The sequence below is a fragment of the Streptomyces cyaneofuscatus genome (assembly GCF_000718135.1).
Classification (GTDB): Bacteria; Actinomycetota; Actinomycetes; order Streptomycetales; family Streptomycetaceae; genus Streptomyces; species Streptomyces cyaneofuscatus.
This window is the reverse complement of the sequence record NZ_JOEM01000009.1, coordinates 344,045-362,823: the sequence shown is the minus strand read 5'-3', so window position 1 is coordinate 362,823 and position 18,779 is coordinate 344,045. Positions and strand designations below refer to the sequence as shown.

Below are 18,779 nucleotides of genomic sequence, written 5' to 3'. Positions count from 1 at the left end.
CCCCTGCCGCACCACCCGCCAACCCGACACCGACCAAGCCCCCATCGACCCCACCGAGGCCGCCGACATCGAGGCCCGCATGGCCAACCTCCGAGACCTTCTCAAAACCGTGTGAGGTCGGCAGTGACAGATCAGCTCACGCCTCTCCACCAGCCGACAGAGCCGCTAGGCGTAGTCCCTGTCGGCCTACCTGCTCCAGCTTCTGGTTGGCGAAGCGGCCTTGCTGCCCCGGAGGAAGCGGCCGAGTACGCACGGGGAATCGCCGCAGGCGGGCAGGTCACCGCCGACGACGTGTGCCGCGTCCTGGCCGAAATGCGTGAGGTGCGTTCGTGAAGGTGCGGGTTCTCGACGCCTCCGCGCTCGTGGCGTTCCTCGTAGGCCGTGCTGCTCAAGGAGGCTGGTGAGCCGGGTGCGTCCCGGACTTCGGCGTCAAGCAGCGTCGTTCCCCGTACGGGCCTCACCTCCCGCCTGCGACAGTGCAGCCGCGTGGTGTCCAGCTCGCTGCGTGGCCCGGTGGCGCGTATGCCAGTCTGTGATCGTTACGCGCACACTGACGGATTACCGTTCGCCCCGGAGGACTGAGCCGTGCCCGACCGGCCTGAGATCGTCTGCATCTGCGGCTCCACCCGGTTCGTGGACGAGATGAGCGCGGCCAATCGTGATCTGACCTTCGGGGGAGTCATCGTCCTCGCGCCAGGTGTCTTCCTGCGTGCCGAGGATCCCGAAGCAGGGGGGTCGATCACCGCCGAGCAGAAGAACGCGCTCGACGCCCTCCACCTGCGCAAGATCGACCTGGCCGACCGGGTTCTGGTCGTCAATCCGGGCGGGTATATCGGCGAGTCCACGAGCAGGGAGATCGCGTACGCCCGCGCCACCGGCACGCCGGTCTCGTTCACCGATCCCTCATGACCGATTCCGCTCACCCCACGGGCCCTCCGGCAGCAGGGCGTCGAGCACGGCCAGCAGCTGGGGAGGCTCAACCGGGTCCGGCAGCGAGGTCAGGTCCGACCACTCGATCCAGGCGTACGTGTCCAGGTTGACCTGTTCATCGGAAAGCAGGCCGGTCCGCACCAGCGATGGTTGCTCGTCGGTGAACCGCGCAACGAAGAGGTGCTCCGTCCCGATGTACCGCTTGCCGTTCCACTGAACATCACGGTCGACCGGCACAGACCGATCAAGCACCGCAGCCGGATCGAGTCCGGTTTCCTCGGCCAGCTCTCGTCGTGCCGTCGCCAGCGGCGTCTCGCCGGGCTCGATACCGCCACCGGGCGGCTCCCAGAGCCGCGTCCCGTCGAACGGGTCACGCCAGCGCAGAAGAAGCAGGCGATGAGCAGCGTCCAGACAGATGACCCGGGCGGCGGGCCGGTGCGTTGTATCCACCGGTCTGACGCTATGCGGTGGCCGAGAAGTCGATCAGGACTGGGGGTGCGTTGACCTACCGCTCAATATGCCTTGACTGACCGTTTCGCAATGAGGCGTCGTAGCCAGACGTTGTCTGCAGGCTCGGACGAGGTCTGCGCCGCTTTCGGTGGAAACGTGTCCGAGCCTGCCGTCTTTGAAGAGTCGGCCAGGAGCGCGTCGTGGAGGTGATGGCCAGAGTACCGCCGCGGTCCAACCCGCGCACCGTCCTGCTGATGAGCTCACATGCCGATCGCCAACGCGGCCCCAACCAGGACGATTCCCAGCCCTCCGTACAAAAGGGCTGCCACCTTGTGTGCGAACAGTGGCATGGTGCCTGGCAGATACATGCGGGCCGGCTCTCGCGGGTCGAGCTCCACCTTCACGGCCTGGCCGACTGAGATCCGCAACTTCTTCCCGTACAGCGAGCCCTTTATCACGTGCCCTTCGTGCACCACCGGCCCCAAGTGGTAACGCGTCTCATCCGAGGAGAACCGGCCCTGCCCATACCCGGAACACGGGACCTCCAGAGAGATCCGCCGCTGCCGACTCCGCACGTCAGACACCAGCAGCGCTACCGCCCACACGACAGCCCCGGCTGCCAGAACAAGAACCACGAGCACGTTCGCCCACCCCAGTCTCAGAAACGAGCAAGTAGCAAGAAGCCGGGCTTCGGATCACAGGGCGCTGCAGAATCCCTGCCGTCCGTTCACACTCATCAAACGAGTTCGCTGTGACAGACACGCCGGTCAAACTTCTTCCGCCACGATCACGACGTGAACAGAGATCTCGTGCCCGACGACCTGTGGGCCCGCATCGCTACAATTCTGCCACCCCCTCCACAGCGGCGGAATCGGCATCCGGGACGACGCCGGACAGACGACCGCACCGCCCTGGCAGGCTGTGGTCCCCGCGCTCGCGGGGTTGCTCCTCCGGCTGCGGAGCCCTCGCCGCAGTCAAGTACAACTAGGGCACGGTCTTCGCCACGAAGCAGGTCCCGGCGACGATCGAAGGTACGCGCGTCAGGGCCCGTGACTCGGGTGGGCCCGTCCGCGCACTTGGGGGGAAGGGCAGGGCGTATGCGGAACGCGGCGTCGATGGCGGTGGGGGAGGCGGAGGAGGGCGCAGGAGCAGAGGGCTCCTTGGGTCCTCGTGCCGCCTCGGGATCAGCGATATCGGGCTTGACCGGTCCGGACTCGCGGGCTCCCTGGCGACGGGTCGGCGTGGGCAAGGTGGTTCTTTGTCTGCTCGTCGTCGCCTCGTTGGGCGGGTGCTCGGGTCAGCAGGACCGCATGTGCACCCTCATCGGCATGGACTCAGGCGTCTCCGTCGTCTGGCGGCCGGCCGACTTCAAGGGGTCCGGCGGAGCGACCATCCGGGTCTGTGTGGACGGATCCTGCGAAGAGCGCGCGTCCGGCGACCCTAGCGATCCGATCGGGATGGCGTCGGTGCGGCTTCCGCAGGACATCGGGGGCAGGAAGCTGCCGGTCGAGCTGACCGTGACCCCGGTGAAGGGCGACAGCGTGGTCACGGACACCGCGCAGGCCCAGTTGACCGAGAAACGGCCCAACGGGCCGAACTGCGAACCCGTGGCCTGGGTGGCCCGCTTCCGTGCCGACCCGGTCAAGGGGCTCGTCTCGGCGGAGGGTTTCTCCCTCCAGGGGGATCAGCCGTAGTCGCACCGCAGCGTGCTCACGGACCCGGCGGTACCGCACCCGTCCGCAGGCCCAGGCGGTCGTGCGGGTCCGCGATCTCCGTCGGGTGGGCGGCCAGCAGGCGGCCCGCCACCGGGAGGGGCATGCGGATCACCACCGGGGTCGGGAGGGTCAGGTCGCGTTCCGCCACCTGGGTGTTGGACGTGCGTACGCGGTCCGTCACGCGGGCCACCACCCGTATGTCCAGGGTGAATTGAATCAGGACCGAGGAGAATTTCGGCTTGTGCAGCGGCATCGAGCCCGCCGCGTTCGTCGCCGCGCCGGTGGCCGAGCCCGAACCGCCCGTGTTGCCCATCAGCTGGTTGAGGCGGAATTCGTCGGCGTTGAGGACTCCGGCGCCCAGGAGGCCTCGGGCCTGTCTGCTCTGTTCGGCCGCGCTCTGGCCGTCCGTCTGGGTGGGGCGAGGGGCGCCCAGGTGGCTCTGGGCCGCCGTCTCGAACGTCATCTTGTCTCCGGTGCCCAGGACCCGGCCCGCTCGTAGCCGCGCGTGCACCGAGGCGTTCAGGTCCTGGCCCTTCGCACCGCTCGCGTGCACCGGGGGCAGCTCCGCGCCGGCGTTGGTGAGCAGGGGCAGGGCCGCGATCAGCCACTCGGTGGAGACCGCCTCGCCCAGCGTGTACGCGGCAGCCTGGCCCTTCTCGCGGAAGCGGTCGTCGCCGCCTGCCGCCCGTACCGTCGCGTTCACCAACTCCCTTACGCGTGGCGCCCCCTGGAAGCCGTTCGCCTGGGCCTCCATCGGGAGCGGGACCCCTGCCGCACGCCAAGTACCCAGCCCCGCCTGGCCGCCGGTCGGGGCGCCCGGGGCGGGGCGTGGGGCGCGGCGTGGGGTGGTCACCCGGCGCAGGGCTGTCAGGTCGCTCTCCAGGATGCGGTGGACGAGTGACGTGCGGCCTGAGCCCGCCATCGCCAAACGGCCCTCCCCCTGGTGGAGTTCGAGGCTCGCCACGATCGGCACCCGCACCTTCGCCGACTTCGCCGTCTTCGCCTCCGCCACCGTCTTCATGCCCAGCTGGCCGCGTGCCGCCCCGCCCCTGCGGCGTCCGGAGCCCGACCCGAGGCCGAGGCCGGCCACCCCGCCGACACTCTTCAACTGGCCCACCCCGCCGTCCGGTTTGCCGGAGCCCGCGAGGACGCCCTCCACTCCGGTGCTCTCGCCCTCGTCGTGCGAGGTGGCCTGCTGGGCGGCCGCCGAGGTGATGTACTCCATGTCCCGGCCGTCGTCCGCCTCGCCCTCCCTCACCCCGTCGCCGCTGCGGACCACCTTGAACACCGCCCAGTACGGCGTCCTCCGGCCGTCCAGCAGCTCCACCGTGACCCCGCCGTCCATGGCGCTCGCCAGCAGGCCGGCCGAGCCGTCCCGGTCCAGGACCCGCAGCAGGCGCTGCACATTGTCGTTACGGTCCCGGAGCTGCTGACGGGGCAGGAGATCGTCGGCCAGGTCCTGGCGGCCGGTGGTCGCGAGATTGCCGCGCAGGCCGTCCAGCAAGGGAACGAAGTCCGGCAGGTCCTCGATCATGCCGAAGCCCAGCGGGAGGTCGCGGGAGAGTCCCGGGCCCGGGCGGGAAGGCCCACCACCGGTAGCGCCTACACCCTCCCTCGCCGGGGTCTGCGTGCCGCCTCCCGAGCCCTCCGCCCGGCTGGTCGTGGGCCTGTTCTCCGGCCGCGGCCTCTCCAGCTTCAGCGCCTTCCGCGCCGACTCCGGCAGGTCCGCCCCCGCCGCCCGCAACTGCTCCGCCGTCAGCCACACCGCCGCCGCGCCCGGCAGGGTCCGGGCCGAGCCCGCCACGTACGGGCCGCCGCCCGTCACCTTGACCTCCGCCACCATCGTGACGAGCAGATCGCACCGGACCAGGTAGAGCGGGGCCTTCTTCGGTGTGTGGGCGTTGCGCTCCACCGATCCCGAGACCGTGGCCGCCTCCGTGTCGCCCGTACTCGTCGACCAGGACGCCGACAGGCCTTCGCCGACCCGCCATTCCGGGCCGTTCTGTACGAGGGTGGCTCCGGCCTGCACTGTGGTGGAGGTGCTCTCCCCCTGCTGTCCGCCCGCCTGGTGGCCGCCCAGGATGAACGTCTCCGTGCCTGGGCCCGCCGCCTCGTGCACCAACTGGGGTGAGGAGAGAGCCAGTCGCGTGCCTACCGCGCCGTTCAGCGCCGCCATACGGCGTGGGTAGCGCAGGTTCCTCACCACCCAGCCCGACGATGCCGCCTGCCGCAGCGACGCCGTGATCGCCCGCGGGCTGAACCGCTCCTCCACCGCCAGCCGGGGCGCCAGACCTTCCGTCCCCAGCGCCTCGTCCCGGCGGCCCGCCTCGCCCCGCGCGGCGGCCCGGGACAGCAGCGCCAGGGCGAGGTCGCGCACCGGCTGCCCGTCGCCGATCGTCTCCACCAGCTGCCAGTCCCGTACCAGCTGCCCGGCCGTCGGCGTCGGGGCCAGGCCCGCCAGGTCGCCGATGCCCGCCGCGCCCGTCACCGGACGCTCCGCGCCGGGGGCCTGGCCAGCGCCCGCGTCCAGCCGCGCCTTCTCGTCCGGGCCGACGGTGAACTCGGACGGTGTCAGCAGCCGTACGTCCTGCTCCTCCATGTGCAGCCCGGACAGCAGCTTGGCCTCCGGCACATCCCGGCCCGGGCCCCCCGGGGTGACCGCACGGGCCAGCTTGCGCTGCCGCGAGGTCATGGTGACGTCCACGTTCAGCCGCAGCGCCGCCCCGAACGCGCTCGCCTTCTCCGAGCCGTTGGTGAGGACGTCGGTACGGGTCGTGGGGCCGGCCTGGTTACGGCGCGTGCCGGAGCTCTGCCGCTCGTAGCGGGCCGAGCCGGTCAGGACTCCGGGGATCAGCCGTGCCTGGGCCAGCACCATGCCGCCGATCGAGCGCGAACTGCTGCGGCCGGTCTGTGCGTTGGCCGCCACCCCCGCGTGAGCGCGTACCAACCAGTCGTCGATCTCGCCGAGGTGGTGCGCCTCGCCCATCGTTCCGTGCACCCGCAGCTGAACGTCGTGCGCGTGCATCGCGGTCTTGCGGCGCAGCCGGACCCGGATGCCCGTGGACAACAACTGGTCTTTGTTCACCCGTAGGTTGGCCTCGGAGAGGGCGGCCATCAGCTCGCGGTCGTTGGCTCGCTGCGCCTCTTCCTCCTCCCGGCTGAGGTCGGCGGGAGGAGGCGTGGCGCCGAAGGCCGGCAGGTAGCCGGTCAGTCGTGGATCCGTGGCAAACAGCTCCCGTACGGCCTTCATCATGGGAGCCGTGTCGAGGCGGCCCAGCGTCACGCTCGAACCCGTCGCGCCGAAGGGCAGGTGGCGTTCCTCCGCCCCGGCCTCGGGCTGCTTGATGAACTCGCCCGCCTCCACGCCCTGCGGCAACGGCAGCCCCAACTCCCTCGCCTCGTCCGCCCGCAGGCTGATCCAGACCCGCAGCGCGTGCGTGGCCACCCGTGCCTCCGGGCGCAGGATCGCCCGGACCGACCGGGGCCCTGTGCCCTCCACGGTGAACTGCACCGTCCCCCGGTACAGCACCTTCTCGCCCCGCACCTCCGCCCCCTGCCGGCTGGAGACGGTCTGCTCGTTCACGCTGAACCGGGCCTTGCGGGCCGCGGCGACCGGCATCGCGGTGGCCCGTACCACTGCCGCGTTGGCGGCGGCCCCGACCCCGATCGCCGGGCCGATCCCGCCCGCGACGGAGCGTCCCTTGCCCGCCGACTCGGTGGCCGTGTGCTGCGCCTGCTGGTGGGTACGCAACTGGGTCTTCCCGGTGCCCCACGCGGGGGTCAGTCCGGTGACCACGGCCCGCATGCGGTAACTGCCCGCGCTGCTGCCGTCCTTGGAGTACAGGTCGTCCCCGGTGACTCCGTCGCCGCCCAGTAGCCGGGGCAGGTCCTCCAGCACGGTCGGGGTGGCCGTCGCCTCGTACAGCCGGGAGCGGCCGGGGGCGCCGGGCGCGGTCACCGAAGGGTGCAGGACGGAGGCGACCGCGTCGAACAGTCCGCCGCCGCCCTGGTGCGGCCCTGCGCTGTCGGAGACGCCGAGCGGGGCCAGCGAGTCCGCCAGTGCGACCCGCCGCGCCAGGTCGGCGTCCACCGGTCTCTCCTGCCCCCCGGCACCGGAGGAGGGCAGGGGTTCGGTGCCCGCCGGGATCAGGTGCTCGGTGGGCACTCGCTGGGTGAGCCCTCCCGTCCCCCGGAAGACCTGCTCGTCCCCGCCCTCCTGGCGCCGTACCCGTACGACGTACACCACCCGGCGCGCCACCTCCACCGAGCCCGAGTCGCTGCGCAGCACCCGCGGTTCGGCCACCCCGCGCTGGGAGCGGGAGTCCCGCGAGGACTGCCAGGGCTGCACGCTCCCCGTCGCCGCGGCGCCCAGCCACAGCCCCGGGGCGACCGGGGCCAGCCCGAACGCCGTGCCGCCCGCGCCCGTGCTGGAGGAGTTGCCGACCGTACTGCTCGCGGTGGTCCCGCTGTTGTGCTGGACGTCGACCTTGGTGTCCTTGCCCTCGGCGTCGTCCACCGCGGCGAGCGGCGCGCCGCCCGGGTCCGGCGGGGCGCTCGCGAGGGTGGCGGCCGGGTGGAAGGTGGGCGGCAGGTCGTCGGGCGCGGGCTCGATGCTCACCGTGACGTCGAACCCGTTGCCGCCCTGCCCGTTCCGTCCGCCCTGCCCTCCCTCCGCGCCCTCCACCGCGAACGCGCGCCCCCGGCCGAAGAACGACTCGGGGCGCCCGGCCAGTTCGGCGGAGATGGCCGCCACCGTGCCGCCGCCGTGCCCCACGACGGCCGCGACCGCGCTGCCCACGAACTCCTGCCCGGTCAGCCCGTACGCCGTGGAGAGCCCGCCCGCCTCCAGCTCCATCAGGTACGGGGGCAGGACGAGCCCCTGTTCGGCGCGCTCGTCGATGGCGGGAGGCCGGTTCGCGGGGCGCTTCCCACGGCGCACCGCCCGCGCCGTGGCCTCGTTGCCCAGCGTCTGCTGCATGGCCCGCAAGCCGCCGGGGCCGTCGCTGAGGACGCCGGGACCGGCCGGGCGGAGTACCGACAAGCGGGCCGCCTCCCCGGCTTCCCGGGACGCCCCCCGCGCACTCGCGCTCGCGCTGTCGCTCCCCGACCCCTGCTGCTGCCTGCGCACAGCGTCAACGTAGCCAGCGGCGGAGCAGCCCACGCCCGATCCGCGAGCCTCACGGCCATTCGCCGCCGACTCCACATCCGTACGTCAACTGCCGTACATCCGAACGTCCGTGCCCAGGCCGGTCGGCCTCACCCCAGCCCCTCCTCCACCAGCGCCGCCCACTGCGCCACCACCCGCGCGCGCCGGGCGGTGTCGTCGGTGAGGAGGTTGGCGAGGCCCAGGCCGCGGGCCATGTCCAGCAGTCCCTGGACCGTCTCGCGGGCGCCGGGGCGGGACTCGTCGGCGCCCAGGAGTCCGACCGCGATGCGGTGGGTCTCGCGGCCCACCCGCGCCTCCAGCTCCGTCACGCGCGGGCGCAGCTGGTCCTCGTTCGACGCGGCGACCCACAGCTGGAGCGCGGCCCGGAACAGCGGCCCCGTGTACAGGTCCACCAGCGCCGCGACCACCTCCGCGCGCCCCTGCACGGGGAGCGCGCGCAGAGCGGCCGAGCGCTCCTCGGCCACGTACTCCACCGCCCCCGTGAACAGGTCCTCGCGGGTCGGGAAGTGGTGCTGGGCCGCGCCCCGCGAGACCCCGGCCCGCTCGGCGACGACCGAGACGGTGGACCCCGCCCAGCCGTGTTCGGCCAGGCAGGCCACCGCCGCCTCCAGGAGCCGCTGCCGGGTCGCCCGGCTGCGGTCCTGCTTGGGGGCGTGAACCGATTTCGCCACGCTGGAAGACGTCACCGCACTGTCACCGCACCCATGCCGGGTCCCGTCGTTCAAGGAAGGCCGTCATCCCCTCCCTGGCCTCCTCGGAGGCGAACAGTTCCGCTGAGCGGGCGATGAGGTCTTCGGCGTACTGGTCGAAGCTCCTCAGCACCGTAGCCGTGACCAGTTCCTTCGATGCGGCCAGCCCCTGCGGTGACGCCCGCCGGAGTCCGTCCAGGACCGGGACGAGGGCCTTGTCCACATCCTCGGCGGCCAGCGTCACCAGGCCGATCCGCGCCGCCTCCGCCCCGTCGAACCGCTCCCCCGTGAGGTAGTAGCGGTTCGCCGCCGTAAGGTCCACGCGCGGCAGCAGCGTCAGGGAGATGACCGCCGGGGCCAGGCCCAGCCGCGATTCCGTGAGCGCGAAGGACGACGCCTCGCCCGCCACCGCGATGTCGCACGCGGCCAGCAGGCCGAGGCCTCCGGCCCGGACATGCCCGTCGACCCGGGCCACCACCGGCTTCGGCAGCGCCACGATGTCCCGCATCAGGCCCACGAACGCCTCCGGGTCCGGCGGCGCCTTCAGGTCCGCCCCCGCGCAGAACGTCGACCCGGTGTGGGCCAGCACCACCGCCCGTACGGTGTCGTCGGCGGCGCAGGCCGTCAAGGCATCCCGCAACTCCGCCACCAGCTGCGCCGAGAGCGCGTTGCGGTTGGCCGGGGAGTCCAGCGTCAGGGTCGCGATGCCCCGCTCCCGGGATGTGGCGATCAGCGTCACTGTTCCTCCGTCTTCTCCCGGTCGCGCAGCTCGCGCCGGAGGATCTTGCCGGACGCCGCCCGGGGGACGGCTCCGATGAACTCGGCCTGCCGCACCTTCTTGTACGGGGAGACCCGCTCGGCGACGTACGTCATGACGTCGTCCTCCGTCAGCCCGTCCGCCCCCGGTCCCCGGACCAGGAACGCCTTCGGGACCTCGTTGCCCTCGGCGTCGTACACCCCGATCACCGCCGCGTCCGCCACCTGCTCATGGGTCAGCAGCAGGGCCTCCAGCTCGGCCGGGGCGACCTGGTACCCCTTGTACTTGATCAGCTCCTTCACCCGGTCGACGACGTACAGCCAGCCGTCCTCGTCGGCCCGGCCGACGTCCCCCGTGTGCACCCAGCCGTCCGCGTCGATCATGTCGGCAGTGGCGTCCGGACGGCCCAGGTACCCCTTCATCACCTGCGGCCCGCGGATCAGGATCTCGCCGTCCGCCCCCGGCTCCGCGTCCCGCGACGGGTCCTCCAGCGACACGATCCGCATCTCGGTGTTCGGCAGCAGCTTGCCCACCGTGCCCGCCGGCGGCTCCGCCACGGAGAGCGGCACCACATGCGTCCCCGGCGACAGCTCCGTCATCCCGTACGCCTGCCGGACCGGCGGGAGCCCCAGCCGGGTCGAACACGCCTCCGCCAGCTCGGCGTCGAGCGGGGCGGCGGCGCTGACGATGTACCGGAGCGAGGTCAGGTCGTACTCCCCCACCAGCGGGTGCTTGGCCAGCGCCAGCACGATCGGCGGGGCCACGTACAGGCCGGTGATGCGGTGGGTCTGGATGGCCTCCAGGAACTGCGCCAGGTCGAAGCGGGGGAGGACGACGACGGTGGAGCCGCAGCGGAGGGGGGCGTTCATGAGGGCGGTGAGCCCGTAGATGTGGAAGAAGGGCAGGACCGCCAGGATCCGGTCGCCCTCCCCCATCGGGATGAACGGTCTCAGCTGCTCCAGGTTCGTCCCGATCGACCGGTGCGTCAGCATCACGCCCTTGGGCGTGCCCGTCGTGCCGGAGCTGTACGGGAGCGCCGCCACGTCCTCGCCGGGGTCGATGGCGACGGACGGTTCGGGGGCGGTGGAGGAGAGCATGTCCAGGATGGAGGTGTGGCCCTCCGAGGCCGGCGCCTGGTCGCAGACGTAGATCTCCTGGACGCCGCCGGTCAGTTCGGCCGCCCGGCGGGCCGTCTCCAGGAGCGGGGAGACGGTCACGATCCACTTCGCCCCGCTGTCGGCCAGCTGCTTGGCGAACTCCTCGGCCGTCGCCAGCGGGTGGACCGTCGTGACGGAGGCGCCGGCGCGCGTCGCGCCGTAGAAGACCGCCGGGTACGCGATGGTGTTCGGGCTGTGCAGGGCGAGCACATCGCCCTTCCTGAGCCCGGCCTCGGCGAGTGCGGCGGCGATCCGCCGGTGGAATCCGTCGAGTTGGGCGTACGTGAGGGACATGCCGTTCGTCCCGTCGATCAGGGCGACCGTGTCACCGAACCCGGCCGCCTCGCCGAGGACCGCTTCGTGGATGGGCACATCGAGGGCCGGAACGTCTGCGTACTCGCTGCGGAACACCATGGCAGTCAACCCCTGTCGTCGCGGTGGCCCGCGCCGCCCGCCAGGGGCGGGCGCGGGACGCCGTGCGGGTGTGGAGAGTCAGAATCGCCCCTGCGGGTGGGAAAGGGGGAGAGGTCGGACGGGCTTCATTCCCAACGGGCTCTAGTACGACTTCGGCAGACCGAGCGACTGGTGCGAGACGTAGTTCAGGATCATCTCCCGGCTGACCGGCGCGATCCGGGCCACCCGGGATGCGGTGATCAGGGAGGCGAGCCCGTATTCGCGTGTCAGGCCGTTGCCGCCGAGCGTGTGCACCGCCTGGTCGACGGCCTTCACGCAGGCCTCGCCGGCCGCGTACTTCGCCATGTTCGCCGCCTCGCCCGCCCCGATGTCGTCGCCGTCGTCGTAGAGCCGGGCGGCCTTCTGCATCATCAGGCGCGACAGCTCCAGGTCGATGTGCGCGGTGGCGAGCGGGTGCGCGATGGCCTGGTGGGCGCCGATCGGGGCCTTCCAGACCTGACGCGTACGGGCGTACTCGACGGCCTTGCCCAGCGCGAACCGGCCCATCCCGATCCCGAACGCGGCCGTCATGATCCGCTCGGGGTTCAGCCCCGCGAAGAGCTGGAGCAGACCTGCGTCCTCGTCGCCGACCAGGGCGTCGGCGGGCAGCCGTACGTCGTCCAGGACCAGCTCGAACTGCTTCTCGGGGGCGTGGAGTTCCATGTCGATCTGGTTCCGGCCGAAGCCCTCCGCGTCGCGCGGCACGATGAAGAGGCAGGGCTTGAGCTTGCCGGACCGGGCGTCCTCGGTGCGACCCACGATCAGGGTCGCGTCGGCTATGTCCACACCCGACACGAAGACCTTGCGGCCGGTGAGGACCCAGTCGGCGTCCGGTCCCGTGCCGTCGCGGCGGGCGGTGGTGGTGATGCGGTGGGAGTTGGACCCGGCGTCCGGTTCGGTGATCCCGAAAGCCATGGTGAGGGTGCCGTCGGCGAGGCCCGGCAGCCACTTCCGCTTCTGTTCGTCGGTGCCGAAACGAGCGATGACTGTGCCGCAGATCGCGGGTGACACGATCATCATGAGGAGCGGCGAACCGGCCGCCCCCAACTCCTCCAGGACGATGGAGAGTTCGGCCATGCCGCCGCCCCCGCCTCCGTACTCCTCGGGAAGGTTCACGCCGAGGTAGCCGAGCTTCGCCGCCTCCGCCCACAGCTCGTGGGTGTGGGAGCCCTCGCGGATGACAGTGGTCATGTAGTCGCGCCCGTAGCGCTTTCCGAGGGCGGCGACGGCGGCGCGGAGCGCCTGGTGCTCTTCGGTTTCGAGGACGGCGGTACGGACGGTGCTCATGCGGTCTCCTCCGGTACGGATGCGGGTACGGGGGTGGCGTCCAGGTCCTCCTGGACCACGGCGAGCAGGGCGCCCACCTCGACCTGGTCGCCGGGGGCGGCGTGCAGGGCGGTGAGGGTGCCGGAGGCGGGGGCGAGGATGCGGTGCTCCATCTTCATCGCCTCCAGCCAGATCAGCGGCTGCCCCGCCTCGACCGCAGCCCCGGCCGCCAGGCCCTCCGCCAGGCGGACGACGGTGCCGGGCATGGGGGCGAGGAGGGAGCCGGGGTCGGTCTGGGTGGCGGGGTCGGTGAAGCGGGGCAGGGCGGTGAAGGTGTACGAGGCTCCGGCGGTGTCCACGTACACCCGGTCGCGGTCCCGCATCAGGCTGAAGTGCCGCGTCACGCCATCGAGTTCGAGCGTGACCCGGTCCGGGGTGGCGGTCAGGACCCGGACGCCGGGGGCGTCGTACGGTTCCGGGGTGCCGGTGCGCGGGGTGCGGTAGGCGATCTCGTGCTCGGTGCCGTCCGGTTCGCTGCGGTAGCGCTTGAGCTGGGGCTGCGAGGGGACGTTGCGCCAGGCGCCGAAGCGGGTGGGAGTGGGGGCGGGGCCTGGGGTGGTCGTGGCGCGTACGGCTTCCGCGAGGGCGGCGGCGAGGGCGGCGGTGGCGGGGTCACCGGCTCCCGGGGCGGTGGCACTGGCTCCGGGGGTGGTCAGGTCGGCCAGGTGCCGGTCGTAGAAGCCGGTGTCGAGCCGGGCCGCCACGAAGTCCGGGTGGCGCAACGACCGTACGAGCAGGGCGCGGTTGGTGACCGGGCCGTGGATACGGGCCCGCTCCAGGGCGCCGGCCAGCAGCCGTACCGCCTCGGTGCGGGTCGGGGCGTGGGCGATGACCTTGGCGAGCATCGGGTCGTAGTGGACGCCGATGGTGTCACCCCCGACGTATCCCGTGTCCAGGCGCAGGCCGGGCCCGTCCGGCACCTCCAGCGTGAGCAGTGCTCCGGTCTGCGGCTGCCAGTCGCGCGCGGGGTCCTCGGCGTAGAGCCGGGCCTCGACGGCATGGCCCGACGCCGACGGAGGCGCCGGGGCGGGCAGCGGCTCCCCCTCCGCCACCCGCAGTTGCAGCGCGACCAGGTCCACCCCGAACACGGCTTCCGTCACCGGGTGTTCGACCTGGAGGCGGGTGTTCATCTCCAGGAAGTACGGCCGGCCCTCCGCCGAGACCAGGAACTCCACGGTCCCCGCGCCCCGATAACCCACCGCCCGCGCCGCCGCCACCGCCGCGTCGTGCAGCCGGGTGCGCAGGCCCTCCTCCAGGCCGGGCGCCGGGGCCTCCTCGATGACCTTCTGGTGGCGGCGCTGGAGCGAGCAGTCCCGGGTCCCGAGCGCCCACACGGTGTCGTACGCGTCCGCCATGACCTGGACCTCGACGTGCCGGCCCCGCTCCACGTACGGCTCGGCGAACACCTCGCCGTCCCCGAAGGCGGACGCGGCTTCGGCGGCGGCCGCCAGCAACTCGCCCGGCAGGGCCGCAAGTTCGCGGACGATGCGCATACCGCGACCGCCCCCGCCCGACGCGGCCTTCAGCAGCAACGGCAGGTCGTCGGCGCCCGCCGTGGCCGGGTCCACCGGGGCCAGCAGCGGCACCCCGGCCCCCGCCATCAGCTCCTTGGCCCGGGTCTTGGACGCCATCAGCTCGATGGCCTTGACCGGCGGACCCACCCACGTCAGCCCCGCGTCCTGCACGGCGGCAGCGAACGCGGCGTTCTCGGAGAGGAAGCCGTAGCCGGGGTGCACGGCGTCCGCCCCGGCGGCCAGCGCGGCGGCCACGACGAGGTCGCCGCGCAGATAGGTGTCGGCGGGGGCGGAGCCCGGCAGGCGCACGGCGAGGTCGGCCTCCCGTACGTGAAGGGCGTCGGCGTCCGCGTCGGAGTACACGGCGACCGTGGTGATGCCCAGGTCACGGCAGGTGCGGAAGATCCGGCAGGCGATCTCGCCCCGGTTGGCGACGAGCAGAGTGGCAATGGTCATCTGGGCCTCACATCCGGAAGACGCCGAAGCCGCCGCGGGCGCCCTCGACCGGTGCGGTGTGGATCGCGGACAGGCACATCCCGAGCACGGTCCGGGTGTCGCGCGGGTCGATCACCCCGTCGTCGTACAGCCGCCCGGACAGGAACATCGGCAGCGACTCCGCCTCGATCTGCTGCTCCACCATGGCGCGCAGCCCGGCGTCCGCCTCGTCGTCGTACGGCATCCCCTTCGCGGCGGCCGACGCGCGGGCCACGATCGACAGCACACCCGCGAGCTGCTGCGGCCCCATCACGGCGGACTTGCTGCTCGGCCAGGCGAAGAGGAAGCGCGGGTCGTAGGCGCGCCCGCACATCCCGTAGTGCCCCGCCCCGTACGAGGCGCCCATGAGGACCGACAGATGCGGGACCTTGGAGTTGGCGACAGCGTTGATCATCATCGCGCCGTGCTTGATGATGCCGCCCTGCTCGTACTCCTTGCCGACCATGTAGCCGGTGGTGTTGTGGAGGAAGAGCAGCGGAATGTCGCGCTGATTGGCGAGCTGGATGAACTGGGCGGCCTTCTGCGACTCCTCGCTGAACAGCACCCCCTGCGCGTTGGCGAGGATCCCCACCGGATACCCGTGCAGCCGCGCCCACCCCGTGACCAGGCTCGTCCCGTACAGCGGCTTGAACGCGTCGAAGTCCGAGCCGTCGACCAGCCGGGCGATCACCTCTCGCGGGTCGAAGGGCACCTTCAGGTCGCCCGGCACGATCCCGAGCAGCTCGTCCTCGTCGTACTTCGGCGGCTCGGCGGGCCCCGGATCGGCGTGCGCCTTGCGCCAGTTGAAGCGGGACACGATGCGCCGGGCCTGCCGGATCGCGTCCTGCTCGTCGACGGCGAAGTGGTCGGCGAGCCCCGACGTACGGGCGTGCATCTCGGCCCCGCCGAGGGACTCGTCGTCGCTTTCCTCGCCGGTCGCCATCTTCACCAGCGGTGGTCCGCCGAGGAAGACCTTGGACCGTTCCCGGATCATCACGGCGTGGTCGGACATGCCGGGGACGTACGCGCCTCCGGCGGTCGAGTTGCCGAACACCACGGCCACGGTGGGGATTCCGGCCGCCGAGAGCCGGGTGATGTCCCGGAACAGCGCCCCGCCCGGGATGAATATCTCCTTCTGGGAGGGCAGATCGGCGCCGCCCGACTCGACCAGGCTGATGCAAGGGAGCCGGTTGGCGAAGGCGATCTCGTTGGCGCGCAGGGCCTTCTTCAGGGTCCACGGGTTCGAGGCCCCGCCGCGTACGGTCGGGTCGTTGGCGGTGATCAGGCACTCCACGCCCTCCACCACCCCGATACCCGTGATCAGCGAGGCGCCGACCGCGTAATCGCTCCCCCAGGCGGCCAGCGGCGACAGCTCCAGGAACGGGGTGTCGGGATCGACCAGCAGCTCGATCCGCTCGCGCGCCGGGAGTTTGCCGCGCTTGCGGTGGCGGGTCACATACTTCTCACCGCCGCCCGCGAGCGCCTTGGCGTGCTCGGCCTCCAGCTCGGTGAGCTTGGCCAGCATGGTGGCCCGATGTGCTTGGTATTCAGGGCTGTTGGTGTCGAGCCCGGTGGGCAGGACGGTCATGCGGACACCTCCGGTCCATCGATACCTTCGAGCAGTCCGGCGGGGATGGGCAGCCACCGCGACCGCAGCCACTCCCCCACCGCCTTGGCCTGCGGGTCGAACCGGGCCTGCGCGGCGACGCCCTCCCCGAGGAGGCCGTGGACGGTGAAGTTCAGGGCGCGCAGGTTGGGCAGGACATGGCGTACGACGGTCAGTTCGGCTGTCTCCGGGAGGAGTTGGCGGAACCGCTCGACGGTCAGCTCATGGGCCAGCCACCGCCAGGCGTCGTCGTCGCGCACCCAGACACCCACGTTGGCGTCGCCGCCCTTGTCGCCGCTGCGGGCACCCGCGATGAGGCCGAGGGGGGCGCGGCGGGTGGGGCCCACGGGATACGGAGCGGGGAGCGGCGGTTCGTCGACGTCGGCCAACTCCCGTGTTTCGCAAGGTGGTTCTACGATCTCCGGACCCCCGTCCGGCAGTACGGCGGTGTGCTCGACCTCTCCCGCCGGTACGTAGACCGCCTCGAACACCCCGTAGGGCGCGCCCTTTCCGGGCGGGGCGGTGACGTGGAAGCCCGGGTAGCTGCCGAGGGCCAGTTCGACGGCGGCCCCGGAGACGGCTCGGCCCACCGCGTCGGCGTCCTGGTCGCGGACGACGAGCCGGAGCAGGGCGCTGGCCCGCTCCTCGGTGTCGGCGTCGGGGTGGTCGGTGCGGGCCAGCTCCCAGCGGACGTCTGCGGGCGGGCGGGCGCCGCCCCGTTCCAGGGCGTCGGCGAACTGGCCCTTCACCAGGCGGGCCTTGGCCTCGATGTCCAGGCCCGTGAGGACGAAGACCACCTCGTTGCGCCAGCCGCCGAGCCGGGTGAGCCCGGCCTTGAGGGTGGGCGGCGGGGCCTCGCCGCGTACCCCGTCGATACGGACCCGGTCCGGGCCGTCGGGCGTGAGCCGTACGGTGTCGAGGCGGGCGGTGACGTCGGGGCCGGCGTACCGGGCTCCCCCGGTCTCGTAGAGGAGTTGGGCGGTGACCGTGCCGACGTCGACGACGCCCCCCGTTCCGTCGTGCTTGGTGATCACGGACGAGCCGTCGGCGTGAATCTCGGCGAGGGGGAATCCGGGGCGGCGCACGTCGTGGTCCCCGAAGAAGGCGTAGTTCCCGCCGGTCGCCTGCGTACCGCACTCCAGCACATGCCCGGCGACCACGGCTCCCGCGAGCGCGTCCAGGTCGTCCGGCCCCCAGCCGAAGTGGGCGGCGGCCGGGCCGGTGACGAGGGCCGCGTCGGTGACCCGGCCGGTGACCACGATGTCGGCCCCGGCCCGCAGGCAGGCGGCGATCCCGGCGCCGCCGAGGTAGGCGTTGGCGGTGAGGAAGCCGTCGGGCACGGGCAGGCTGTCGCCCTCGACGTGGGCGACGGTGACCGGGACCCCGACCTTGGCCGCCAACTTCCTTACCGCGTCGGCAAGTCCGGCGGGGTTGAGGCCGCCGGCGTTGGTGACGATCTTCACCCCGCGCTCGTGGGCGAGGCCGAGCCCTTCTTCGAGCTGGCGCAGGAAGGTGGCGGCGTACCCCTTCTCGGGGTCCTTGAGGCGGCTGCGGCCGAGGATGAGCATGGTCAGCTCGGCGAGGTAGTCGCCGGTGAGGACGTCGAGGGGGCCGCCGGTGAGCATCTCGCGGACGGCGTCGAAGCGGTCGCCGTAGAAGCCGGAGGCGTTGCCGATGCGGAGGGGCGCGGGGGCGGGGGCGTCGTTCATCGGAGCCCGTCCCGCTCCGCGCGCGGCAGTCGGCCCGGTCCGGGGGGTCCGGCGAAGGCCTGGGCGATGGAGAGCCACTGGTCCGCGTCGCGCCCCTCGGCGGTGACGGCGAGGTCGGTGCGGTGGGCGCGCTGGGTGACCAGGAGGCAGAAGTCGAGCAGCGGGCCGGTGACGCGCTGGGCGGCGCCCTCGGGGCCGTACGCGATCAACTCCCCCTCCGGCGTGTGCAGTTCGACGCGGAACTCGGTCTCGGGCGCCGCGATGCCCCGTACCGCGTAGGCGTAGTTCCGGGCCCGTACGCCGATCCGCGCGACGTGCCGCAGCCGGGCGGTGGGGGTCCGGGTGGCGCCGAGGGCGTCGGCGATGTCCTGGCCGTGGGCCCAGGTCTCCATGAGCCGGGCGGTCGCCATGGACGCGACGCTCATCGGCGGCCCGTACCAGGGGATCCGGGTCCCGGCGGGGGCGTCCCTCAGCACCATGTCGAGCCGCTGCCGCCCGTCCCGCCACCGGGCGAGCAGGGCGTCCGGGGCGTGGGCGGCGACCAGGGCCTCGGCGGCCTCGTCGACGAAGGCCTCGGGGGCGGCGAGCGCCTTGGTCACCTCGTCGCCGAACCGGTCCGGCTCGGTGGCCGCCAGCAGCGCGACCTCGTCGGTCCAGGCGAGGTGGGCGATCTGATGGGCGACGGTCCAGCCCTCGGCGGGGGTCGGGCCACGCCATCGGTCCAGCTCCAACGCACTTACCAGTACGTCGAGTTCGTCGCTCTCCTCGCGCAGATCGTCGACCACCGCTGCGACATCGGACACGTGCGCTCCCCTCGGGACCGGGTGTGGTG

Annotated in this window: 13 protein-coding genes; 2 read left to right on the top strand and 11 right to left on the bottom strand. The window is 72.4% G+C overall.

The annotated features are described in order from the left end of the window. Window positions 1–585 precede the first annotated feature (585 nt). On the top strand, window positions 586–909 hold the full coding sequence (locus tag IF17_RS0118205; protein ID WP_030567206.1) for a hypothetical protein: 324 nt from the start codon (window positions 586–588) through the stop codon (window positions 907–909). On the opposite strand, the gene IF17_RS0118200 is transcribed toward IF17_RS0118205, so the two are convergent. Both IF17_RS0118200 and IF17_RS0118195 read right to left on the bottom strand, forming a co-directional pair. Next, entirely contained in the window at window positions 904–1,380 is a 477-nt protein-coding gene (locus IF17_RS0118200; protein ID WP_030567203.1) for an NUDIX hydrolase, read from the bottom strand. The two genes, IF17_RS0118205 and IF17_RS0118200, sit on opposite strands and share 6 nt — an antisense overlap. Window positions 1,381–1,640: 260 nt before the next feature. Next, a complete protein-coding gene (locus IF17_RS0118195) occupies window positions 1,641–2,021 on the bottom strand; it encodes a hypothetical protein (RefSeq protein WP_030567201.1) in 381 nt (126 codons plus the stop codon). A gap of 687 nt (window positions 2,022–2,708) precedes the next feature. Here IF17_RS0118195 and IF17_RS1000000138975 point away from each other — a divergent pair. Beyond that, window positions 2,709–3,074 carry a hypothetical protein gene (locus IF17_RS1000000138975; protein WP_157851155.1) on the top strand — a complete coding sequence of 122 codons (366 nt, stop codon included), beginning with the start codon at window positions 2,709–2,711 and terminating at the stop codon, window positions 3,072–3,074. A gap of 16 nt (window positions 3,075–3,090) precedes the next feature. Here IF17_RS1000000138975 and IF17_RS0118185 read toward each other — a convergent pair whose 3' ends face one another. The 9 genes from IF17_RS0118185 to IF17_RS0118145 all read right to left on the bottom strand — a co-directional run bounded on the left by IF17_RS0118185 (window position 3,091) and on the right by IF17_RS0118145 (window position 18,750). Then, window positions 3,091–8,136: a hypothetical protein gene (locus IF17_RS0118185; protein ID WP_244890511.1), complete on the bottom strand. Its 5,046-nt coding sequence runs from the start codon at window positions 8,134–8,136 to the stop codon at window positions 3,091–3,093. A gap of 215 nt (window positions 8,137–8,351) precedes the next feature. After that, window positions 8,352–8,933 (bottom strand): TetR/AcrR family transcriptional regulator, encoded by a 582-nt coding sequence (locus IF17_RS0118180; protein ID WP_030567196.1) that lies wholly within the window; start codon window positions 8,931–8,933, stop codon window positions 8,352–8,354. 22 nt (window positions 8,934–8,955) lie between these two features. Further along, window positions 8,956–9,690, bottom strand: a complete 735-nt coding sequence (locus tag IF17_RS0118175) for an enoyl-CoA hydratase family protein (protein WP_030567194.1) — start codon at window positions 9,688–9,690, stop codon at window positions 8,956–8,958. Next, complete coding sequence (locus IF17_RS0118170) at window positions 9,687–11,279, bottom strand: 4-coumarate--CoA ligase family protein (protein WP_030567192.1); 1,593 nt, start codon at window positions 11,277–11,279, stop codon at window positions 9,687–9,689. Before IF17_RS0118170 ends, IF17_RS0118175 begins: the two co-directional genes overlap by 4 nt. A gap of 141 nt (window positions 11,280–11,420) precedes the next feature. After that, entirely contained in the window at window positions 11,421–12,605 is a 1,185-nt protein-coding gene (locus IF17_RS0118165; protein WP_030567190.1) for an acyl-CoA dehydrogenase family protein, read from the bottom strand. Then, entirely contained in the window at window positions 12,602–14,614 is a 2,013-nt protein-coding gene (locus IF17_RS0118160) for an ATP-binding protein (protein ID WP_030567188.1), read from the bottom strand. Before IF17_RS0118160 ends, IF17_RS0118165 begins: the two co-directional genes overlap by 4 nt. 7 nt (window positions 14,615–14,621) lie before the next feature. Beyond that, a complete protein-coding gene (locus tag IF17_RS0118155) occupies window positions 14,622–16,220 on the bottom strand; it encodes an acyl-CoA carboxylase subunit beta (RefSeq protein WP_030567186.1) in 1,599 nt (532 codons plus the stop codon). Continuing rightward, complete coding sequence (locus tag IF17_RS0118150; protein WP_030567185.1) at window positions 16,217–17,947, bottom strand: acyclic terpene utilization AtuA family protein; 1,731 nt, start codon at window positions 17,945–17,947, stop codon at window positions 16,217–16,219. The genes IF17_RS0118155 and IF17_RS0118150 overlap by 4 nt, the downstream gene beginning before the upstream one ends. After that, a complete protein-coding gene (locus IF17_RS0118145) occupies window positions 17,944–18,750 on the bottom strand; it encodes a TIGR03084 family metal-binding protein (RefSeq protein ID WP_030567183.1) in 807 nt (268 codons plus the stop codon). The genes IF17_RS0118150 and IF17_RS0118145 overlap by 4 nt, the downstream gene beginning before the upstream one ends. Window positions 18,751–18,779 lie beyond the last annotated feature (29 nt).